16 protein-coding genes are annotated in these 13,140 nt (G+C 40.4%); 3 read left to right on the forward strand and 13 right to left on the reverse strand.

Annotated features, from left to right (window positions below; translation table 11 throughout):
• Nucleotides 1-49: 49 nt before the first annotated feature.
• The 6 genes from AC3WTL_RS16785 to yoyC all read right to left on the reverse strand — a co-directional run bounded on the left by AC3WTL_RS16785 (nucleotide 50) and on the right by yoyC (nucleotide 5,282).
• Nucleotides 50-796, reverse strand: a complete 747-nt coding sequence (locus AC3WTL_RS16785) for a CAP domain-containing protein (protein WP_222498041.1) — start codon at nucleotides 794-796, stop codon at nucleotides 50-52.
• Nucleotides 797-1,245: 449 nt separating this feature from the next.
• On the reverse strand, nucleotides 1,246-1,704 hold the full coding sequence (locus tag AC3WTL_RS16790; RefSeq protein ID WP_222498039.1) for a FixH family protein: 459 nt from the start codon (nucleotides 1,702-1,704) through the stop codon (nucleotides 1,246-1,248).
• An 18-nt stretch (nucleotides 1,705-1,722) separates the two neighbouring features.
• Nucleotides 1,723-3,126 carry a sensor histidine kinase gene (locus AC3WTL_RS16795; protein WP_492369761.1) on the reverse strand — a complete coding sequence of 468 codons (1,404 nt, stop codon included), beginning with the start codon at nucleotides 3,124-3,126 and terminating at the stop codon, nucleotides 1,723-1,725.
• Nucleotides 3,123-3,797: a response regulator transcription factor gene (locus AC3WTL_RS16800; protein ID WP_492369762.1), complete on the reverse strand. Its 675-nt coding sequence runs from the start codon at nucleotides 3,795-3,797 to the stop codon at nucleotides 3,123-3,125. The genes AC3WTL_RS16795 and AC3WTL_RS16800 overlap by 4 nt, the downstream gene beginning before the upstream one ends.
• A 1-nt stretch (nucleotide 3,798) precedes the next feature.
• Nucleotides 3,799-4,779, reverse strand: a complete 981-nt coding sequence (locus AC3WTL_RS16805; RefSeq protein WP_492369763.1) for a YncE family protein — start codon at nucleotides 4,777-4,779, stop codon at nucleotides 3,799-3,801.
• 236 nt (nucleotides 4,780-5,015) lie between these two features.
• Nucleotides 5,016-5,282: a protein YoyC gene (yoyC, locus tag AC3WTL_RS16810; protein ID WP_048009434.1), complete on the reverse strand. Its 267-nt coding sequence runs from the start codon at nucleotides 5,280-5,282 to the stop codon at nucleotides 5,016-5,018.
• Between the two features lie 117 nt (nucleotides 5,283-5,399).
• On the opposite strand from yoyC, the gene AC3WTL_RS16815 reads away from it, so the two are divergent.
• Nucleotides 5,400-5,642: a hypothetical protein gene (locus AC3WTL_RS16815; RefSeq protein ID WP_009332565.1), complete on the forward strand. Its 243-nt coding sequence runs from the start codon at nucleotides 5,400-5,402 to the stop codon at nucleotides 5,640-5,642.
• Nucleotides 5,643-5,677: 35 nt separating this feature from the next.
• On the opposite strand, the gene AC3WTL_RS16820 is transcribed toward AC3WTL_RS16815, so the two are convergent.
• The 3 genes from AC3WTL_RS16820 to AC3WTL_RS16830 all read right to left on the reverse strand — a co-directional run bounded on the left by AC3WTL_RS16820 (nucleotide 5,678) and on the right by AC3WTL_RS16830 (nucleotide 7,956).
• A complete protein-coding gene (locus AC3WTL_RS16820) occupies nucleotides 5,678-6,511 on the reverse strand; it encodes a hypothetical protein (RefSeq protein WP_048009358.1) in 834 nt (277 codons plus the stop codon).
• Nucleotides 6,512-6,641: 130 nt separating this feature from the next.
• Complete coding sequence (locus AC3WTL_RS16825; RefSeq protein ID WP_048009359.1) at nucleotides 6,642-7,562, reverse strand: CobW family GTP-binding protein; 921 nt, start codon at nucleotides 7,560-7,562, stop codon at nucleotides 6,642-6,644.
• Entirely contained in the window at nucleotides 7,555-7,956 is a 402-nt protein-coding gene (locus AC3WTL_RS16830; RefSeq protein WP_048009360.1) for a hypothetical protein, read from the reverse strand. Before AC3WTL_RS16830 ends, AC3WTL_RS16825 begins: the two co-directional genes overlap by 8 nt.
• A gap of 114 nt (nucleotides 7,957-8,070) precedes the next feature.
• Between AC3WTL_RS16830 and AC3WTL_RS16835 the strand changes: the two genes are divergently transcribed.
• The gene (locus AC3WTL_RS16835) at nucleotides 8,071-8,688 is read left to right on the forward strand and encodes a class I SAM-dependent methyltransferase (RefSeq protein ID WP_248348635.1); all 618 of its coding nucleotides are present in this window, start codon (nucleotides 8,071-8,073) and stop codon (nucleotides 8,686-8,688) included.
• A 41-nt stretch (nucleotides 8,689-8,729) separates the two neighbouring features.
• Here the strand turns inward: AC3WTL_RS16835 and AC3WTL_RS16840 are convergent, their stop codons facing one another.
• The 3 genes from AC3WTL_RS16840 to AC3WTL_RS16850 form a co-directional block, all read right to left on the reverse strand.
• Entirely contained in the window at nucleotides 8,730-9,647 is a 918-nt protein-coding gene (locus AC3WTL_RS16840) for an LCP family protein (protein WP_492369764.1), read from the reverse strand.
• A gap of 185 nt (nucleotides 9,648-9,832) precedes the next feature.
• Nucleotides 9,833-11,311 (reverse strand): lmo1851 family serine protease, encoded by a 1,479-nt coding sequence (locus tag AC3WTL_RS16845; protein ID WP_242062000.1) that lies wholly within the window; start codon nucleotides 11,309-11,311, stop codon nucleotides 9,833-9,835.
• 142 nt (nucleotides 11,312-11,453) lie between these two features.
• A complete protein-coding gene (locus AC3WTL_RS16850) occupies nucleotides 11,454-11,660 on the reverse strand; it encodes a heavy-metal-associated domain-containing protein (RefSeq protein ID WP_048009364.1) in 207 nt (68 codons plus the stop codon).
• A gap of 258 nt (nucleotides 11,661-11,918) precedes the next feature.
• On the opposite strand from AC3WTL_RS16850, the gene AC3WTL_RS16855 reads away from it, so the two are divergent.
• Nucleotides 11,919-12,167 carry a hypothetical protein gene (locus tag AC3WTL_RS16855; RefSeq protein ID WP_492369765.1) on the forward strand — a complete coding sequence of 83 codons (249 nt, stop codon included), beginning with the start codon at nucleotides 11,919-11,921 and terminating at the stop codon, nucleotides 12,165-12,167.
• A 19-nt stretch (nucleotides 12,168-12,186) separates the two neighbouring features.
• On the opposite strand, the gene AC3WTL_RS16860 is transcribed toward AC3WTL_RS16855, so the two are convergent.
• The gene (locus tag AC3WTL_RS16860) at nucleotides 12,187-13,059 is read right to left on the reverse strand and encodes a M15 family metallopeptidase (protein WP_283913402.1); all 873 of its coding nucleotides are present in this window, start codon (nucleotides 13,057-13,059) and stop codon (nucleotides 12,187-12,189) included.
• Nucleotides 13,060-13,140 lie beyond the last annotated feature (81 nt).

Here is a 13,140-nt window from a genome sequence, read left to right on the forward strand (position 1 = left end):
TAATACAAAAAAAGCAGCCTAAAAAGGCTGCCTTTTATTCATTCAACTATTATTTCCCGATGAACATTTGTGTCCAGTAGTTACCGTCAGCAACATGGCCAACACCAAGGTGTGTGAAGTTGGCATTCATGATGTTTTTACGGTGGCCTTCACTATTCATCCATGCTTGTACAACTTCTTCAGGAGATTGCTGGCCCATAGCAATGTTTTCGCCTGCTGTAGTGTATGAGATGCCGAATTGCTTCATCATATCAAATGGTGAACCGTAAGTTGGGCTGTTATGGTCAAAATATCCTTTAGACTGCATATCACGTGATTTTTCACGAGCAACTTTGCTTAATTCAACATCCAATTTAAGTGCAGGTACTCCTGCTTTTGCACGTTCCTGGTTAGTCAATTCAAGTACTTTCTTCTCGTAAGCACTTACTTCAGAAGTTGCAGGTGCTGCTTCTTTTGTCTGTTCAGCAGGTGCTTGCTGCTGTGCAGGCTGCTGCGCAGGTGCTTTTGCTGTTTCTTGTGTTTTAGCAGGCTGCTCTGCTGGAGCTTGAGCTGCAGGCTTCTGAGCTTCCTGTTTATTTACTTGAACATTTCCCCAATTAATATTGTAGTTTTTAAGGTATTTTTGAAGAATGTTATTGATCTGTTCCTGGCTTAGGTTGCCAGATTGAGAGATTTGAATTTTTTTAGCTTGCTCAGGAGTAGGACAATTTGAAGCTGCGTCCGCTTGGTTAGCTCCTGGTGCTGATACTAGTAATGCTGCTGCCGCTGCTACTGAGTAAATAACTTTCTTATTCATGTATATAAATCCTCCCTGTGTTTGTTTTCTTTGTTGTGTGGTGCTGTGTGACTTGCACAATCATCATAACACAGGGTTTTTCGTAATATTTTTGGACAGATTTTACAAATTCTTGAATGCAGCATATCTGATAGACTTGGAAACTAGTAAAAATCAGCCTGCAAGTTTTCATAAATACTTATTTTATTAGGTTTATGGATACTTAAAAATGGGTAAATAGTCTTCTGCATTTTTTTGTCTTTATTGGAAGCTACCTTTATCATGTACCATTTATATACTAAAATATCACTATTGACAGGTTTTTAACCTGATACTATTTTTTACTTTTATTACACCAATGTAACAAATATTATAGGTATATGTACCCGTGAATGGGTATATATGCCCCTAAAGGAAAAATTACTGCAGGATTACTCGATTCCAAAACAAAAAGCAGCCAATGCTGCTTTTTAATGGCTGCCATGATCATCGTCATCCATATTTTCTTCCTGGCTGCCTGACTCTTTTTCAGGTGGACTGGGCTTGCCGACAACAAATTCTTTTTTAGGCATATTATGCATCCTTCGCGCCGTTACATGTGAATATATATAATAGGTACCTTCTTCTTTAAAGCTTTTCTCCAGGCGGTAGATCCCGTTTTCAGCATGTTCAACAAGAATTTTTTCGTGTTCTTCGGCATTCGCTCTCCAGATCTCAAACTTGACTTCGTCTGCATCTGTAACCTCTTCTTCTCCATATGTAACTTTTGCTTCAAAAACAACCGGTTCATTCACTTTTGCTTTTTCAGGGTTTATCGATAACTCGACATCCAGGAATTGCGGCTCTTCTTCAGCTGCATTATTATTGCTGCAAGCTGCCAGGCTAATAATTATCATTACCGCAAGCCAAATAAACATTAGTTTTTTCATCATTAATCTCCTCTAAATTTACTTTATTTCGAGCAGCGGCAGCATGATTCTAACTGTCGTCCCCTTATTTAATTCACTGAACACAGTCAGCTCGCCTTGATGAAGCTTAACCAGCTTTTCTGCAATTGCCAGACCAAGCCCTGTGCCTCCATCTGCTCTTGTTCTGCCTTTATTCACTCTATAAAACCGTTGTTTGATTTTGCTCAAATGTTCTTCTGAAATCCCTATGCCTGTATCCTCTATTTCAATCAGGCATTGATCTCTCTCTTGAGATAAACGGATGCTGATTCTGCCTTTTGCTGTATATCTGATGGAATTGTCCATAATATTTTGGATAACCTGCTCAATCCTGCCTTCATCACCGTTAATGATTACTTCAGGATCCAGGCGATATTGCAGATCCACATTTTTTCCACGGAGGACCGGCTTGTATTTTTCAATAGCATCCTCTATTAACTGTGCCAATGGCAGCGGCATTTTTTCGAGCTTGTATTCGTCAGATTCAAGTTTGGATAAATCAAGCAAATCTCCAACGAGACGTTCCATCCTTCGTGATTCTCTAAGTATCAGCTGTAAGTATTTTTTTCTGTCCTCCTCGGATTTTTCCATTCCGGAAATGAGCGCCTCACTGTAGCCTTTTACATAGCTGATAGGGGTTCTTAACTCATGAGATACATTCGCGAGAAAATCCCTTTTCTTTTCGTCTTCTTTTCGTATAGATGAGGACATATAATTGAAGGCATTGGCCAGCTGGCCTATTTCGTCCTTTGAATCAATGTTTAAATGAACATCATAGTATCCTTTTGAAACATGTTCAGCTGCATCCTTCATATCCAGCAGAGGCTTAGTCAGTTTTTTTACCAGCAACGTACCTAAAATGATGCTGACAACCGTAAAAACCGCCGCAGCTGCGAGCCAAAGATAGGCAAAATCCCGGGTGATCTCTGAAATCTTCGCGAGGGGAACATATAAATAAATAATGCCTTGAAGCCGATTATCATCAAGAAGCGGAATAATGACACCCATAATTTTCCGGTCAAACCTTTTTTCATAGCCCAGTTTTTCAACTGGAATGCCTTTGAGAAGCTCTTCACGCTCTGATTTGCCAATTAGTGTCTGATAGTCAATTTCAAAAGGCAGACAGGCACTAAGCTCTCTGGGATTACTGACTATAAAAATCTCTGTTTCGGATTTTGAATTATACCAATCGATTTTTTTCCTGAGATCCTCTGTCAATGCCCCTCCATGGTACTCTGACGCCAGGCTTCTCCCTTCAGTCAGCAGGGAATCCCTGACATTTTCCACATAAATCTTTTCATAAAATAAGTAAGACAAAAAATAGGAATATAAGATCGTAATAATAATCGCGGCTGTTACGGTCAGCCACATTTTTTTAGCCAGGCTATTGGTCAGGAATTTCATTCATCCGGCACCTCGAATTTATAGCCAACTCCCCAGACTGTTTGAATATAGTCTCCAACCCCAAGTTTCATTCTCAGCGTTTTTATATGAGTATCCACTGTTCTTAAACTGCCTGTATAATCAATGCCCCATATATATTCAAGAAGCTGCTCCCTGCTTAATGCATGGTTTTTATGTTCGATAAAAAACAGCAGCAATTCATATTCTTTAAGAGTAAGCGTGACATGCTTCCCCTCAACTGAGACTTTTCTCGCTTTCATGTCAATTGCGATCTTTCCAATTTGAATAGAATCCATATCACTTTTTAAGCCGCCTGTTCTTCGAAGGACTGCATTGATTCTGGCGACAAGCTCACCAGGACTGAAAGGTTTGACAATATAGTCATCCCCTCCTAACTGCAGGGCTTTCACTTTATCCCATTCCTCTCCCTTAGCAGAGAGAAAGATAATTGGCACATTTGATTTTTCCCTTATTCGGGAACATACTTCAAATCCATCCTCCCCAGGCATCATGATATCCAGAATAACCAAGTCCATCCCATTATTCTCAAGTATGCCATATGCTTCAAAGCCGCTTTCTGCTGAAAAGCATGCAAATCCTGAATTCCCGAGGTACATTTCAATTAAATGCCTCATATCTGCTTCATCATCTATAATCAGGATATTCAGCATGTCATTTCACACTCTCCCTAATGACTATTTTAAAAGGACCCTCTCCAACCTCGATACTTTTAAGGGTTTTTAAATTTTCCGGCTCCAGTATATGCAAGTCATTGCTGTCATAACCGGCCACTAATAGTGTATCTGCTGCAAAAGCCATTTCAAAAGGATTTGCCGCAATCGACACAGCGGCTTCTTCTTCCCCTGATTCATTAATTTTATATAACATATTTGACCCGTGGCTTAGGACATATACTTGATTTTCTTGTCCCAGAAAATTAATCGGCATCGAAGCGGCTGGAATTTTCTTTATTAACTTACCCGTTTCTTCATCATATACGTGGATATTTTGTTCAATCTCTACACCTTCTCCATGTCCGCCAATCCAGATTTCACCGTTTTTCTCATTGAGCCACGCACCGGCTGCTGAAGGATGGATCGTAAATTCCCCGCTTTTTTCTTTTGATTCAAGGTCGATAATTCCCATTTTTTTATGATTGAAGCTTAGAACAAATAACTTATTCTTTTCACGGGATTCCAGCAGGGTAAGCGGATCTATCTCAGATTCGACCTGTTTTTCTTCTTCTCCATTTAAATGAAAGAACCTAATTTTGTTTAAATGCTGATCTGCAAAAACGATTTCATTCGTTTCAAGCAGGATTCCATTTACGATTCCTTCTCCTGTTTCCCAGCTGTTAATCAGTTTACCTTCCTTTAAGGAATAAAGGTCAGCCGTTTCAAGCTGTTTTCCATAAAGAAGGATGGAATCATTGTCCGGGAGAATTAAAGCGCCTGTATAAGGTTTCTCCATAGCCCATTCTGCCGCCAGCTTCTTTTTTTCCAGGTCCACAAAAGATATGGTCATATCCTTGATATTTACTGTGGCAGCAAAGCTAATATCCTCGGGTATTGCAGGCTGCCTCTTTTCTGAGCAGGAAGTAAGGAAGGCCGTTATGATCCATAAAAAGAAAAGCCAATACATTTTTTTTGACATACAATTTCTCCTCATGACTATCTTATCTTTATCTTACATTAACATTGTGAGATAAATGTGAAAGGATCTTGAAATCTGCAGTAAACCTATAAATTTAAAAGGCACTTTTCGTATAACATGTTGTTTTCGCTAACAATGTTGTCCGCTGAACTCCGCTCCAATCAACTCAGCATAAAATAAAAAGCGGCGACAAACCTTGCGAAAACAGCCATTAAAAAAAGAAGGTTTGACCCCCCCTATTTCAAACCTTCTGCTTCATGGATATGGATTTGGATAAGAGCTTCTTTGGATTTGTCATCCAGGTCTGAATGTGCAATTCTCTTAACCGCAAGGTAGAATTTTTCATAGATAGTCTTACGGACTCTTGGATGGGAATTTTCATCCCTTAATTCCCTGGAGATTGCTTTCTTCAAAATGTTTTCTGCGTCAGTATCCTCTTCGAGTTTCCGGTTATTCCATAGCTTCCGATATTCATTCAGAAGCTTTTCATAGTCTGGACTCATAACTTGCCACATCCCTTCCAAAACAGGAAACAAATATATTTCCTTACATGTATTTTTACATAAATAAATTTATAAATGCAAAAAATACAGCTAATATGCGAGAAAGGAGAATGAGTTATGAATTCACCTTATCGGTGCCCAAACTGTAAAACAAACAGAAGCCGATTCAATATTATTCAGCAGGTGCCTCAATCCATCAAAATGGATCCTCAGACAGGGAATGTTTTGGAAGAATACAGCAGTGAACAGCTGTCCCCCTTCCATATGCCTTACAAAGGTCCTGATAAAAGGGTTCAATGTGCGGCTTGCGGACTTGTAGAAGACGAGCGGACATTCATTAAATTTGGCGAAAAACAGTAAAACGAATAAAGGCCTGAGAGTCTATTCTCAGGCTTTTATTCGTTCAATAACTTATTTTCCTTTAAGAACCTTTTATTATCCACTTTCCATGGATCTGCCTGTGAAAAGCGCACAAGATAGATGCTGCCTCGAAAATGCTGTCTGCCGCGGTTTTTTATAAACCAATCCGCTTCCACCGGCACCTCCAGGCTCAGCTCATCTGTCAAATCCTCAGCCGGAAGGACGGGCATCGCACTCAGCCTTACATTCTCAATTCTGGGCATGAGTTTATTCCATGCTAAAGGCTGGAGGGAAATCGACTGGACAATCCTGGAATCCTGCTGTTTTAGTCCTGCCATGAATGCACTGATCACTTCATATGGATTGGCATTATTAAGATATCCATCAAGCTTTCCTGCCGCTTTCAAAATCATAAGCTTGTGTGATAAATCCATAAAGTTTGTTCGATGTGTGGTACTGCCGTAAAAATGAATGCAAAAATGCCCTGGAAAATTATTTTTCAATGCACCTCCTCCATGGGGCATGCCATGCATGGAAGCCGCTATCCATTGATTGCCATTAATTACAATGATGGCGCGCCGCTTCCAGCTCCATTTTCCGCCATAAATGCTTTTCATTATTTTTGTTTCTTCAGCATTTAATGGCTGAACATCTGCATGATGGCTTCCGGCACGCCGCTGGACTTTAAACTTCTTGCCTGTTTCAACATCCAGGACGGTAAATTTACTGTATTTCGGCAATATCCCATTCACTTTCTCCCATGCCAGCATCTCAATCCGCCAGCTAACCCCTTCTTCATCTGCAGATGTGTATGTGCCTCCTGCAAAAAGAAGAAAGATGAATACCATGACTATGTTTAATGTTTTCATAAATTCCACTCATTTATAGGTTTTTTCGGTTAGGCATTATATAATGAGTTTCCCAAAAAAAGGTTTTCTTCATTCATTCAGGCAATAAAAAAAATCGCACCGTATGAATGCGATTCTTTTAATATCCTGATTAGATAGATTCTTCCAGAATCTTCAACCTATGTTCGATTTCTGCCCAATCAAGGTTCTCCCCAATAAACACCATATTCAGGGGCATATTGATGTTTTCCTGCATATAAAGCGGCATTCCATATGAAAACTGAAAAAGATACGGGTACTTTGAAGAATTCAGCTTCATATACCCTTTTATTCTGTAAACAGTATCTGGAAGTCCTCTAAGAAAATCTTCAAAATCAGTCTGATTGACAGGATTTTGAAACTGATAAACGAACGTGCTAAGCTTTAAATCAGAAAAAACATGTGATCTGGAAGCCTTGCTCTTTTTCCCGGAGGACATATCTCTTACCTGCTTCACAGCAATCTTTGAATATGAAGTTAAGATGGTGAACGCCTGGCTGTTAAGACCCTGAATCTCCATTGTAAGCCGCGCCTGTTCCGCCTCGGAAAGTTTATCTGCTTTATTCAGGATTATTAAGTCTGCATGCCTTACCTGCTCAATTAAAAGCTGCTGCACCTGAGGGCTTAACACATTTCGATTAAGCCACCTTGGACTGTCAACAACAGAAATAATGCCTTTTACCTGCATCCTGTCTGCAAAAAGGGGGGAAAGGATGCTATCCAGAACTTCAATGGGATGAGCAGCACCTGTAGTTTCAATATAAATCGCTTCCGGCTTTTCAACCATCAATAATTCCTGAAGCTGCGCCTCGAGCTTATCTGAGATGGTACAGCATATACAGCCGTCAAGCAGCTCTTTTAATGGCACACCCTCATCGACTGCATCCGAGTCAATTGAAACTTTCCCAAGCTCGTTCATCATGACTGCCACTTTTCTGCCTTGCTTTTTTTCATCCTGGAGCAGCTGCTTTAGAAGCGTCGTTTTCCCGCTCCCAAGAAATCCTGATAATATATATATTTCTGTTTTATTCATACTTTTCCCCTTCTACACGATCTGCCAGCATTTCTTCAATCATAAGCATCATTTTCTTCTCTATTGAATCAATATCCAGATTGGTTAAATAACCAACAGAATGAAACATTTCCTGTTTGCATTTCCAGATGGGAATATAAGCATTCGGAAAAAATTCATCCTCCGTCTCTATTCCCAGTTCCAGAATGGATTCATAATCATTTTCAAACACATCGTTTTCTGATGCATGCCTGCCTTTTATCGTCCTGACCAGGTCCACTGCCAGATTTTCCTCTTCAGTTTGAAAGTCTGTTTTGTACTTATTAAGAAGTTTTTCTGCAAGCTTTTCACATTTTTGTTCAATATCTGATATTTGCCTGCGGCTCTCTTCATTAAGCTTTACTACCTGCTTCAAAGGATCACCTCTTTATAGCTATCCTGTCTAATGACCCATTGTATATGATTTTACCAGTCCATACAAACCATAAGACATATTTGCTATAATTTCTATTAAGGATGGTGGAGAAAAATGCTCGAAAATACTGGAGAAAGAATCATACTGGAGGAAATGCCGGTTACTAACGGAATGCTTCTGGAACATTTGGCACGTTACTATTTTGCCCTTTATTACGCTAAAGGAAGAGTGCTTGATATTGCCTGCGGGACGGGGTACGGTTCAAAAATAATGGCAAAAGCCAAGAAAAAAGAAATTAATGAAATTGTAGCAGTGGACATTGATGAGGGTACACTGAACTATGCCAGACAACATCATTATCATCCTCTCGTGCAATATATTAAAGCCAATGCGGAAGATGATTCCCTCCCTGAACAATTAGGATTCTTTGATGTGATAACGAGCTTTGAAACGCTTGAACACCTGCCATCAGAAGAAATATTCCTTAACAGTCTTTTTAAGATGCTAAAGCCAGGCGGGACTCTCATTTTATCCACGCCCTTCGGTGCCGGAAGGGGAAAGCCAACAAATGAGCCCTTCCATTTTCACCAGCTGACTGAAGATGAATTTATTGAACTGTTCAAGTCTTACGGAGAGACGGAATTTTATTTTCAGAGAAGTGTTCTCATTGAACCGAAAAGAGAAGGCAAACACTACCCTTTTGGGATTGCAGTCTGCAGAAAAAGTAAATGAGGAGCCCGTGGGCTCCTCATTTACTTTTAATAGCGTCTCTCTCAGTTCTTTTCAGCATCCAAAAACTGCTTAAGCGCTTCTGAATTTTCTTCAAAATCAAGCTGGAGAACCGAACCGGCATGTTCATAAGTTTTATTCTCATAACTATCTTCAACAGGTACCCTAAGTGTTTCAATGTCAGTGACAGGATTCATTAAAAACTTCACACCGAGTGATAATGCTTCTTCAATCTTTAAGTCGGTTTCAACGTATTTCATTGCCTGGCTGATTACTTCAGGAAACCTTGCTAAACCGGCAGGTGATGAGAATTGGTTCATCACTTCATCTTTAAGCCCAATTAAAATTTCCTGCTGCCGGTCAACTCTCCCGAAATCACTTTGTCCGTCATGGCGAAATCTCACATATGATAAAATGTCGCTTCCCTTAAGCTTTTGTTTTCCCGGCTCCAGATCCAATCCCATATCTTCAATCATGGCGGCACTGACTTCTGCTTCAATTCCGTCCGGGGCAATCGCATCAAGCATCGCTGTAAATCCCTTAAAATCAATAATTGCTGTATGATCGATTTGGATTCCGAAGTTTTGTTCTATTGTATCCTTTAATAATTCCTTGCCGCCTATATAATAAGCATGATTCAACTTGCTGTACATATATTGGTAATCCGGTATTTTTACATAGCTGTCCCTCATAAGAGAGACCAATTTAATGGATTCCCCGGAAGGTTCATAGCTGGCCAGCACAATGGCATCCGAACGTGAATCCTCTTCTCCTCTGCTATCGACACCAATCAGCAAAAAGTTTCTCGTTTCATTTACAATCGCTGAGGGCTCTTTATTCACCTTTTCGGACTCGCCGATCTCCGTCTCCTGCCTTGCATTATTGTTTTCTTTTTGCTGAAAAGACATGCAGCCGGATAGTATAGCTGCAGCCGCTGCAAATAGGATCATAATTTTTTTCAAGTAAATCACCCCTGCGCTGCTTAATAGTTAAGTTATTACCATTGTGGGAAAGAGAAACGCTTTCTATACCCACTTTCTAAGAACAGCCATACTTGAACTGCCCCCACCTGCCGCTACTCGCTTGAGGAAGGAATCGTCTCGCTTGAAAATGATGAAAAAAGCTCTCCGAATCGGAGAGCTTTAGATTATGACCCTATTTGTTTTTTCAGCACTTCAGCTGCTTTTTGAATTTGCGTGTCATTTTGGTCGATTTTTTCACGGAGTTTTTCCATCAGCCTAAGAGTAGACTGCCCTGATAATACTCCATTTTGATCAAGCTTTTCAGCAGCCTGGAATTCCTTGACAGCTGCTTCCGTTTTTTCATCAAAGAAACCGTCTTCTCTTCCAGGATTATATCCCAGAGCTTTCAGCATAGCTTGAGCTGCTTTAACCTGAGCTGAAGAAGCAGAAAGCTTTAATTCAGTGTCTGGATTAATAAATGGCAGTGCAGCGTATTCCGGCAAGGCCACTTTGTGGTCAGGTGTAATTCCCTTTTTATGAATCCAATTTCCATCCGGTGTCAGCCATTTTTCAGTAGTGAATTTCATGTTTGACCCATCGGAGAAGTCCTGTGCACGCTGGACGGTGCCTTTCCCAAACGATTTTTCACCGACAAGCGGCACATCTGCGGATTCGTGTACTGCCGCAGCCAGAATTTCTGATGCACTGGCACTTCCTTTATCAATCACAACGACTAAAGGTATATTCGGGTTTTCTTCTCTCTTTGATTTTACTTCTTCTCTGTTTCCATTGCGGTCTTCAATTTGGAATAATATCTCGCCATCCGGGACAAACAGGCTGGAGATTTCCACTGCCTGATCCAGAAGGCCTCCTGGATTCTGGCGAAGATCAAGGATTAATCCTTTCATGCCCTGCTTCTGCAGTTCATTCAGAGTTTCAACCAGTTCTTTAGAAGTATTTTCCGAGAATGTAGTAATCTGTACTTTTGCAATACCATCTTCCAGCATTTCCCCATAGACGGTTTCAAGCGGAATGGTATCGCGTGTAATGGAAATTTTCATAGGCTCATCTGTGCCGGGACGCTGAACTGCAAGTTCTACTTTAGTCCCTTTTTCGCCTCTGATCAGCATAACGGCTTCTGTAGAGCTCATCCCCTGAAGGCTTTTTCCATCAACTGAGAGAACCTTGTCATTTGGCCTAAGCCCGGCTTTTTCAGCAGGTGAACCTTTCAATGGGGATACAATGACTATGTAGCCTTCCTGTTCCTGGATTTCAGCTCCGATTCCTTCAAAAGAGGATGAAATACTCTGATGAAAGCTTTCGGCTTCTTCTTCATTCATATAGTCCGAGTATGGATCATCGAGCGCTTCAAGCATACCGTTAATAGCGCCATTTATAAGGTTATTTTGATCCACTTCCTGGAAATAGTTTGCTTTCAGGGTATCATAAGCTGTATACAGCTTATCAAATTCCCTTCTTTCGCTTGTTCCCACATCTACTGCCTTTTCATCTCCAAAGGCCAGTGCAAAGGTAGTAATTCCAGCTGAAAGAAACACAATAAAAAACAGCAGCATTACAAAATGAAACTTTTTCATGCGGATAAAACCTGAATGGTTATTATCTGGTGTTTCTGAAGTTTCTTTGTTTAAATCTTCATTTTGCAAACTTTTCACCACTTTCGTCACCGTAAAATAACTATGTACAATCCTTAATGATTAGAATAACATTTATCGAATAAATTACAAAGAAAAATGTGTGCAGCGATTAAAGAGCGCCAGCAAAATATGCGTGGCGCTCATTCTTATGTCAGGCTACCCCATAGCCCTGGTCTTCTATCGCTTTTATCAAATGTTCCTTATCAGATTTTTCAGGATCATAGACGATTTCTGCATGTTCATCATGAAAGGCAATTGAGACGCTTGCCACGCCATCGATGGAGAGAAGGGCATTTTTGACTGCCTCTTCACAATGGCCGCAGGTCATGCCTACAACTTTAAATGAAACTTTTTCCAAATCATGTGCCTCCTTTTTACAAAAGTAAACCTTACTTTATTAATACCTCATTGAAGGAGGTTTATAAACATCAGGTAAACAGACAGCCGGCCGGCCATACTTCACTTGAATTAAAGCGGCATTTACATCAGGAAAATAAAAGATTAATGTTTTGCCGGTATAAACATATTTTATTATAAAGCCATTTTAAAAACCTCTATCAAACCTTTTCATCATCCAGACCTTAGCTCTCCCAGCACTTTCTTAAGGGGTGATTTTATGATGTTAACCGCAATATTATGGATAAGCTTCGCATTTTCCCTAATCAGCCTGATTGCCGGGATCATGAATCAGTCATGGAAACTTGCTCTATTAAGTTTTTTTCTGCTGCTGCCATTGGGATATTCTTTAACAGGGGCAGAAAATGTGCTCCGTTTTCTATCAGGCCTTCCAGCTGTACCCTTCACTTTAGCGGTTATATTCTATTTTCAATCAGGAAAAAGCAGTCTGAAGGAGAAAGGCAAATAAAAGAGGCCATTTTGGCCTCTTAGATTTTTTTAACAAGATCAAAGTACTCTTCCAAAGTCCATTTCTTTTCATAAATGACTTTCGCAGCTTCATGGCCCACGTAACGGAAATGCCAAGGCTCATATTTATAACCTGTGATGGCTTCTTTTCCTTTTGGATAGCGGAGAATAAATCCATAATGATGCGCATTTTCAGCAAGCCACTTTCCTTCCTTTGTCTCCCCGAATTCTTCGGAAAGCTCAAGACTTGCACTTCTGCTGGAAATATCCATTGTAAGTCCTGTCTGATGTTCACTGCTCCCGGGAATCGCCACAGCCTGTACCGCTTTTTCTTTACCCACTCTATTTACTTCGGCCTCAAAAACTTCCGATTGCCGTGTAAATGAGCGATAGCCGGAAACAGCAAATAATTCCACACCTTCATTCAATGCTCCTGTAAACAGCTTTTCCAGCTCTTCAGCTGCGTCCTGGCGCATATAGCTCTTTTCCAAATCTAACTTCCCGTAAGAAAATGCGACATCCGGGATCATTAGGTTGGATGGTTCATAGCCATCCGGAAGGCTGAATTGTTTATTCACCAGGACCATCACATTATCAGGGTTCTGGATAATATTTCTGCCATCCACAGTTTTAATATCATTAAAATATGAAGCTTCCAATGAAAGAGGATCCTTTTGAATATCTTTCTTGTCTTCATTGCCTGCGTCCCCGGCACTGTTTTCTTCTCTATTTAGTGATTCATTTTCTTGAGAAGGTTCATCGAGGCTTTTATCTTCCCCAAGGAACGGGATTTTTTCAATAAGCGGCTTTGCTTTATCCAAATACGGATCTAGCTGGCTGCAGCCGGAAAGCAGAAGGCTGAGGGTCCCTGCCATAATTATGATCTTCTTCATTCAAACTCACCTGTCTTTTTATTTCTTTGCAACATTACTATTTTAACACTACACGTCAACTAGTCCATAATTGTGTTAAAA

The sequence above is a fragment of the Cytobacillus sp. EB106-05-05-XG126 genome, from assembly GCF_058791715.1.

Excerpts from the sequence above, each read along its gene's own strand:
- AC3WTL_RS16835 (WP_248348635.1), top strand. The coding sequence starts at position 8,071 with ATGCTCGAAAATACTGGAGAAAGAATCATACTGGAGGAAATGCCGGTT.
- AC3WTL_RS16795 (WP_492369761.1), bottom strand. The coding sequence starts at position 3,126 with ATGAAATTCCTGACCAATAGCCTGGCTAAAAAAATGTGGCTGACCGTA.
- AC3WTL_RS16785 (WP_222498041.1), bottom strand. The coding sequence starts at position 796 with ATGAATAAGAAAGTTATTTACTCAGTAGCAGCGGCAGCAGCATTACTA.
- AC3WTL_RS16800 (WP_492369762.1), bottom strand. The coding sequence starts at position 3,797 with ATGCTGAATATCCTGATTATAGATGATGAAGCAGATATGAGGCATTTA.
- AC3WTL_RS16825 (WP_048009359.1), bottom strand. The coding sequence starts at position 7,562 with ATGAATAAAACAGAAATATATATATTATCAGGATTTCTTGGGAGCGGG.
- AC3WTL_RS16820 (WP_048009358.1), bottom strand. The coding sequence starts at position 6,511 with ATGAAAACATTAAACATAGTCATGGTATTCATCTTTCTTCTTTTTGCA.
- AC3WTL_RS16855 (WP_492369765.1), top strand. The coding sequence starts at position 11,919 with ATGATGTTAACCGCAATATTATGGATAAGCTTCGCATTTTCCCTAATC.
- yoyC (WP_048009434.1), bottom strand. The coding sequence starts at position 5,282 with ATGAGTCCAGACTATGAAAAGCTTCTGAATGAATATCGGAAGCTATGG.
- AC3WTL_RS16790 (WP_222498039.1), bottom strand. The coding sequence starts at position 1,704 with ATGAAAAAACTAATGTTTATTTGGCTTGCGGTAATGATAATTATTAGC.
- AC3WTL_RS16805 (WP_492369763.1), bottom strand. The coding sequence starts at position 4,779 with ATGTCAAAAAAAATGTATTGGCTTTTCTTTTTATGGATCATAACGGCC.
- AC3WTL_RS16860 (WP_283913402.1), bottom strand. The coding sequence starts at position 13,059 with ATGAAGAAGATCATAATTATGGCAGGGACCCTCAGCCTTCTGCTTTCC.
- AC3WTL_RS16815 (WP_009332565.1), top strand. The coding sequence starts at position 5,400 with ATGAATTCACCTTATCGGTGCCCAAACTGTAAAACAAACAGAAGCCGA.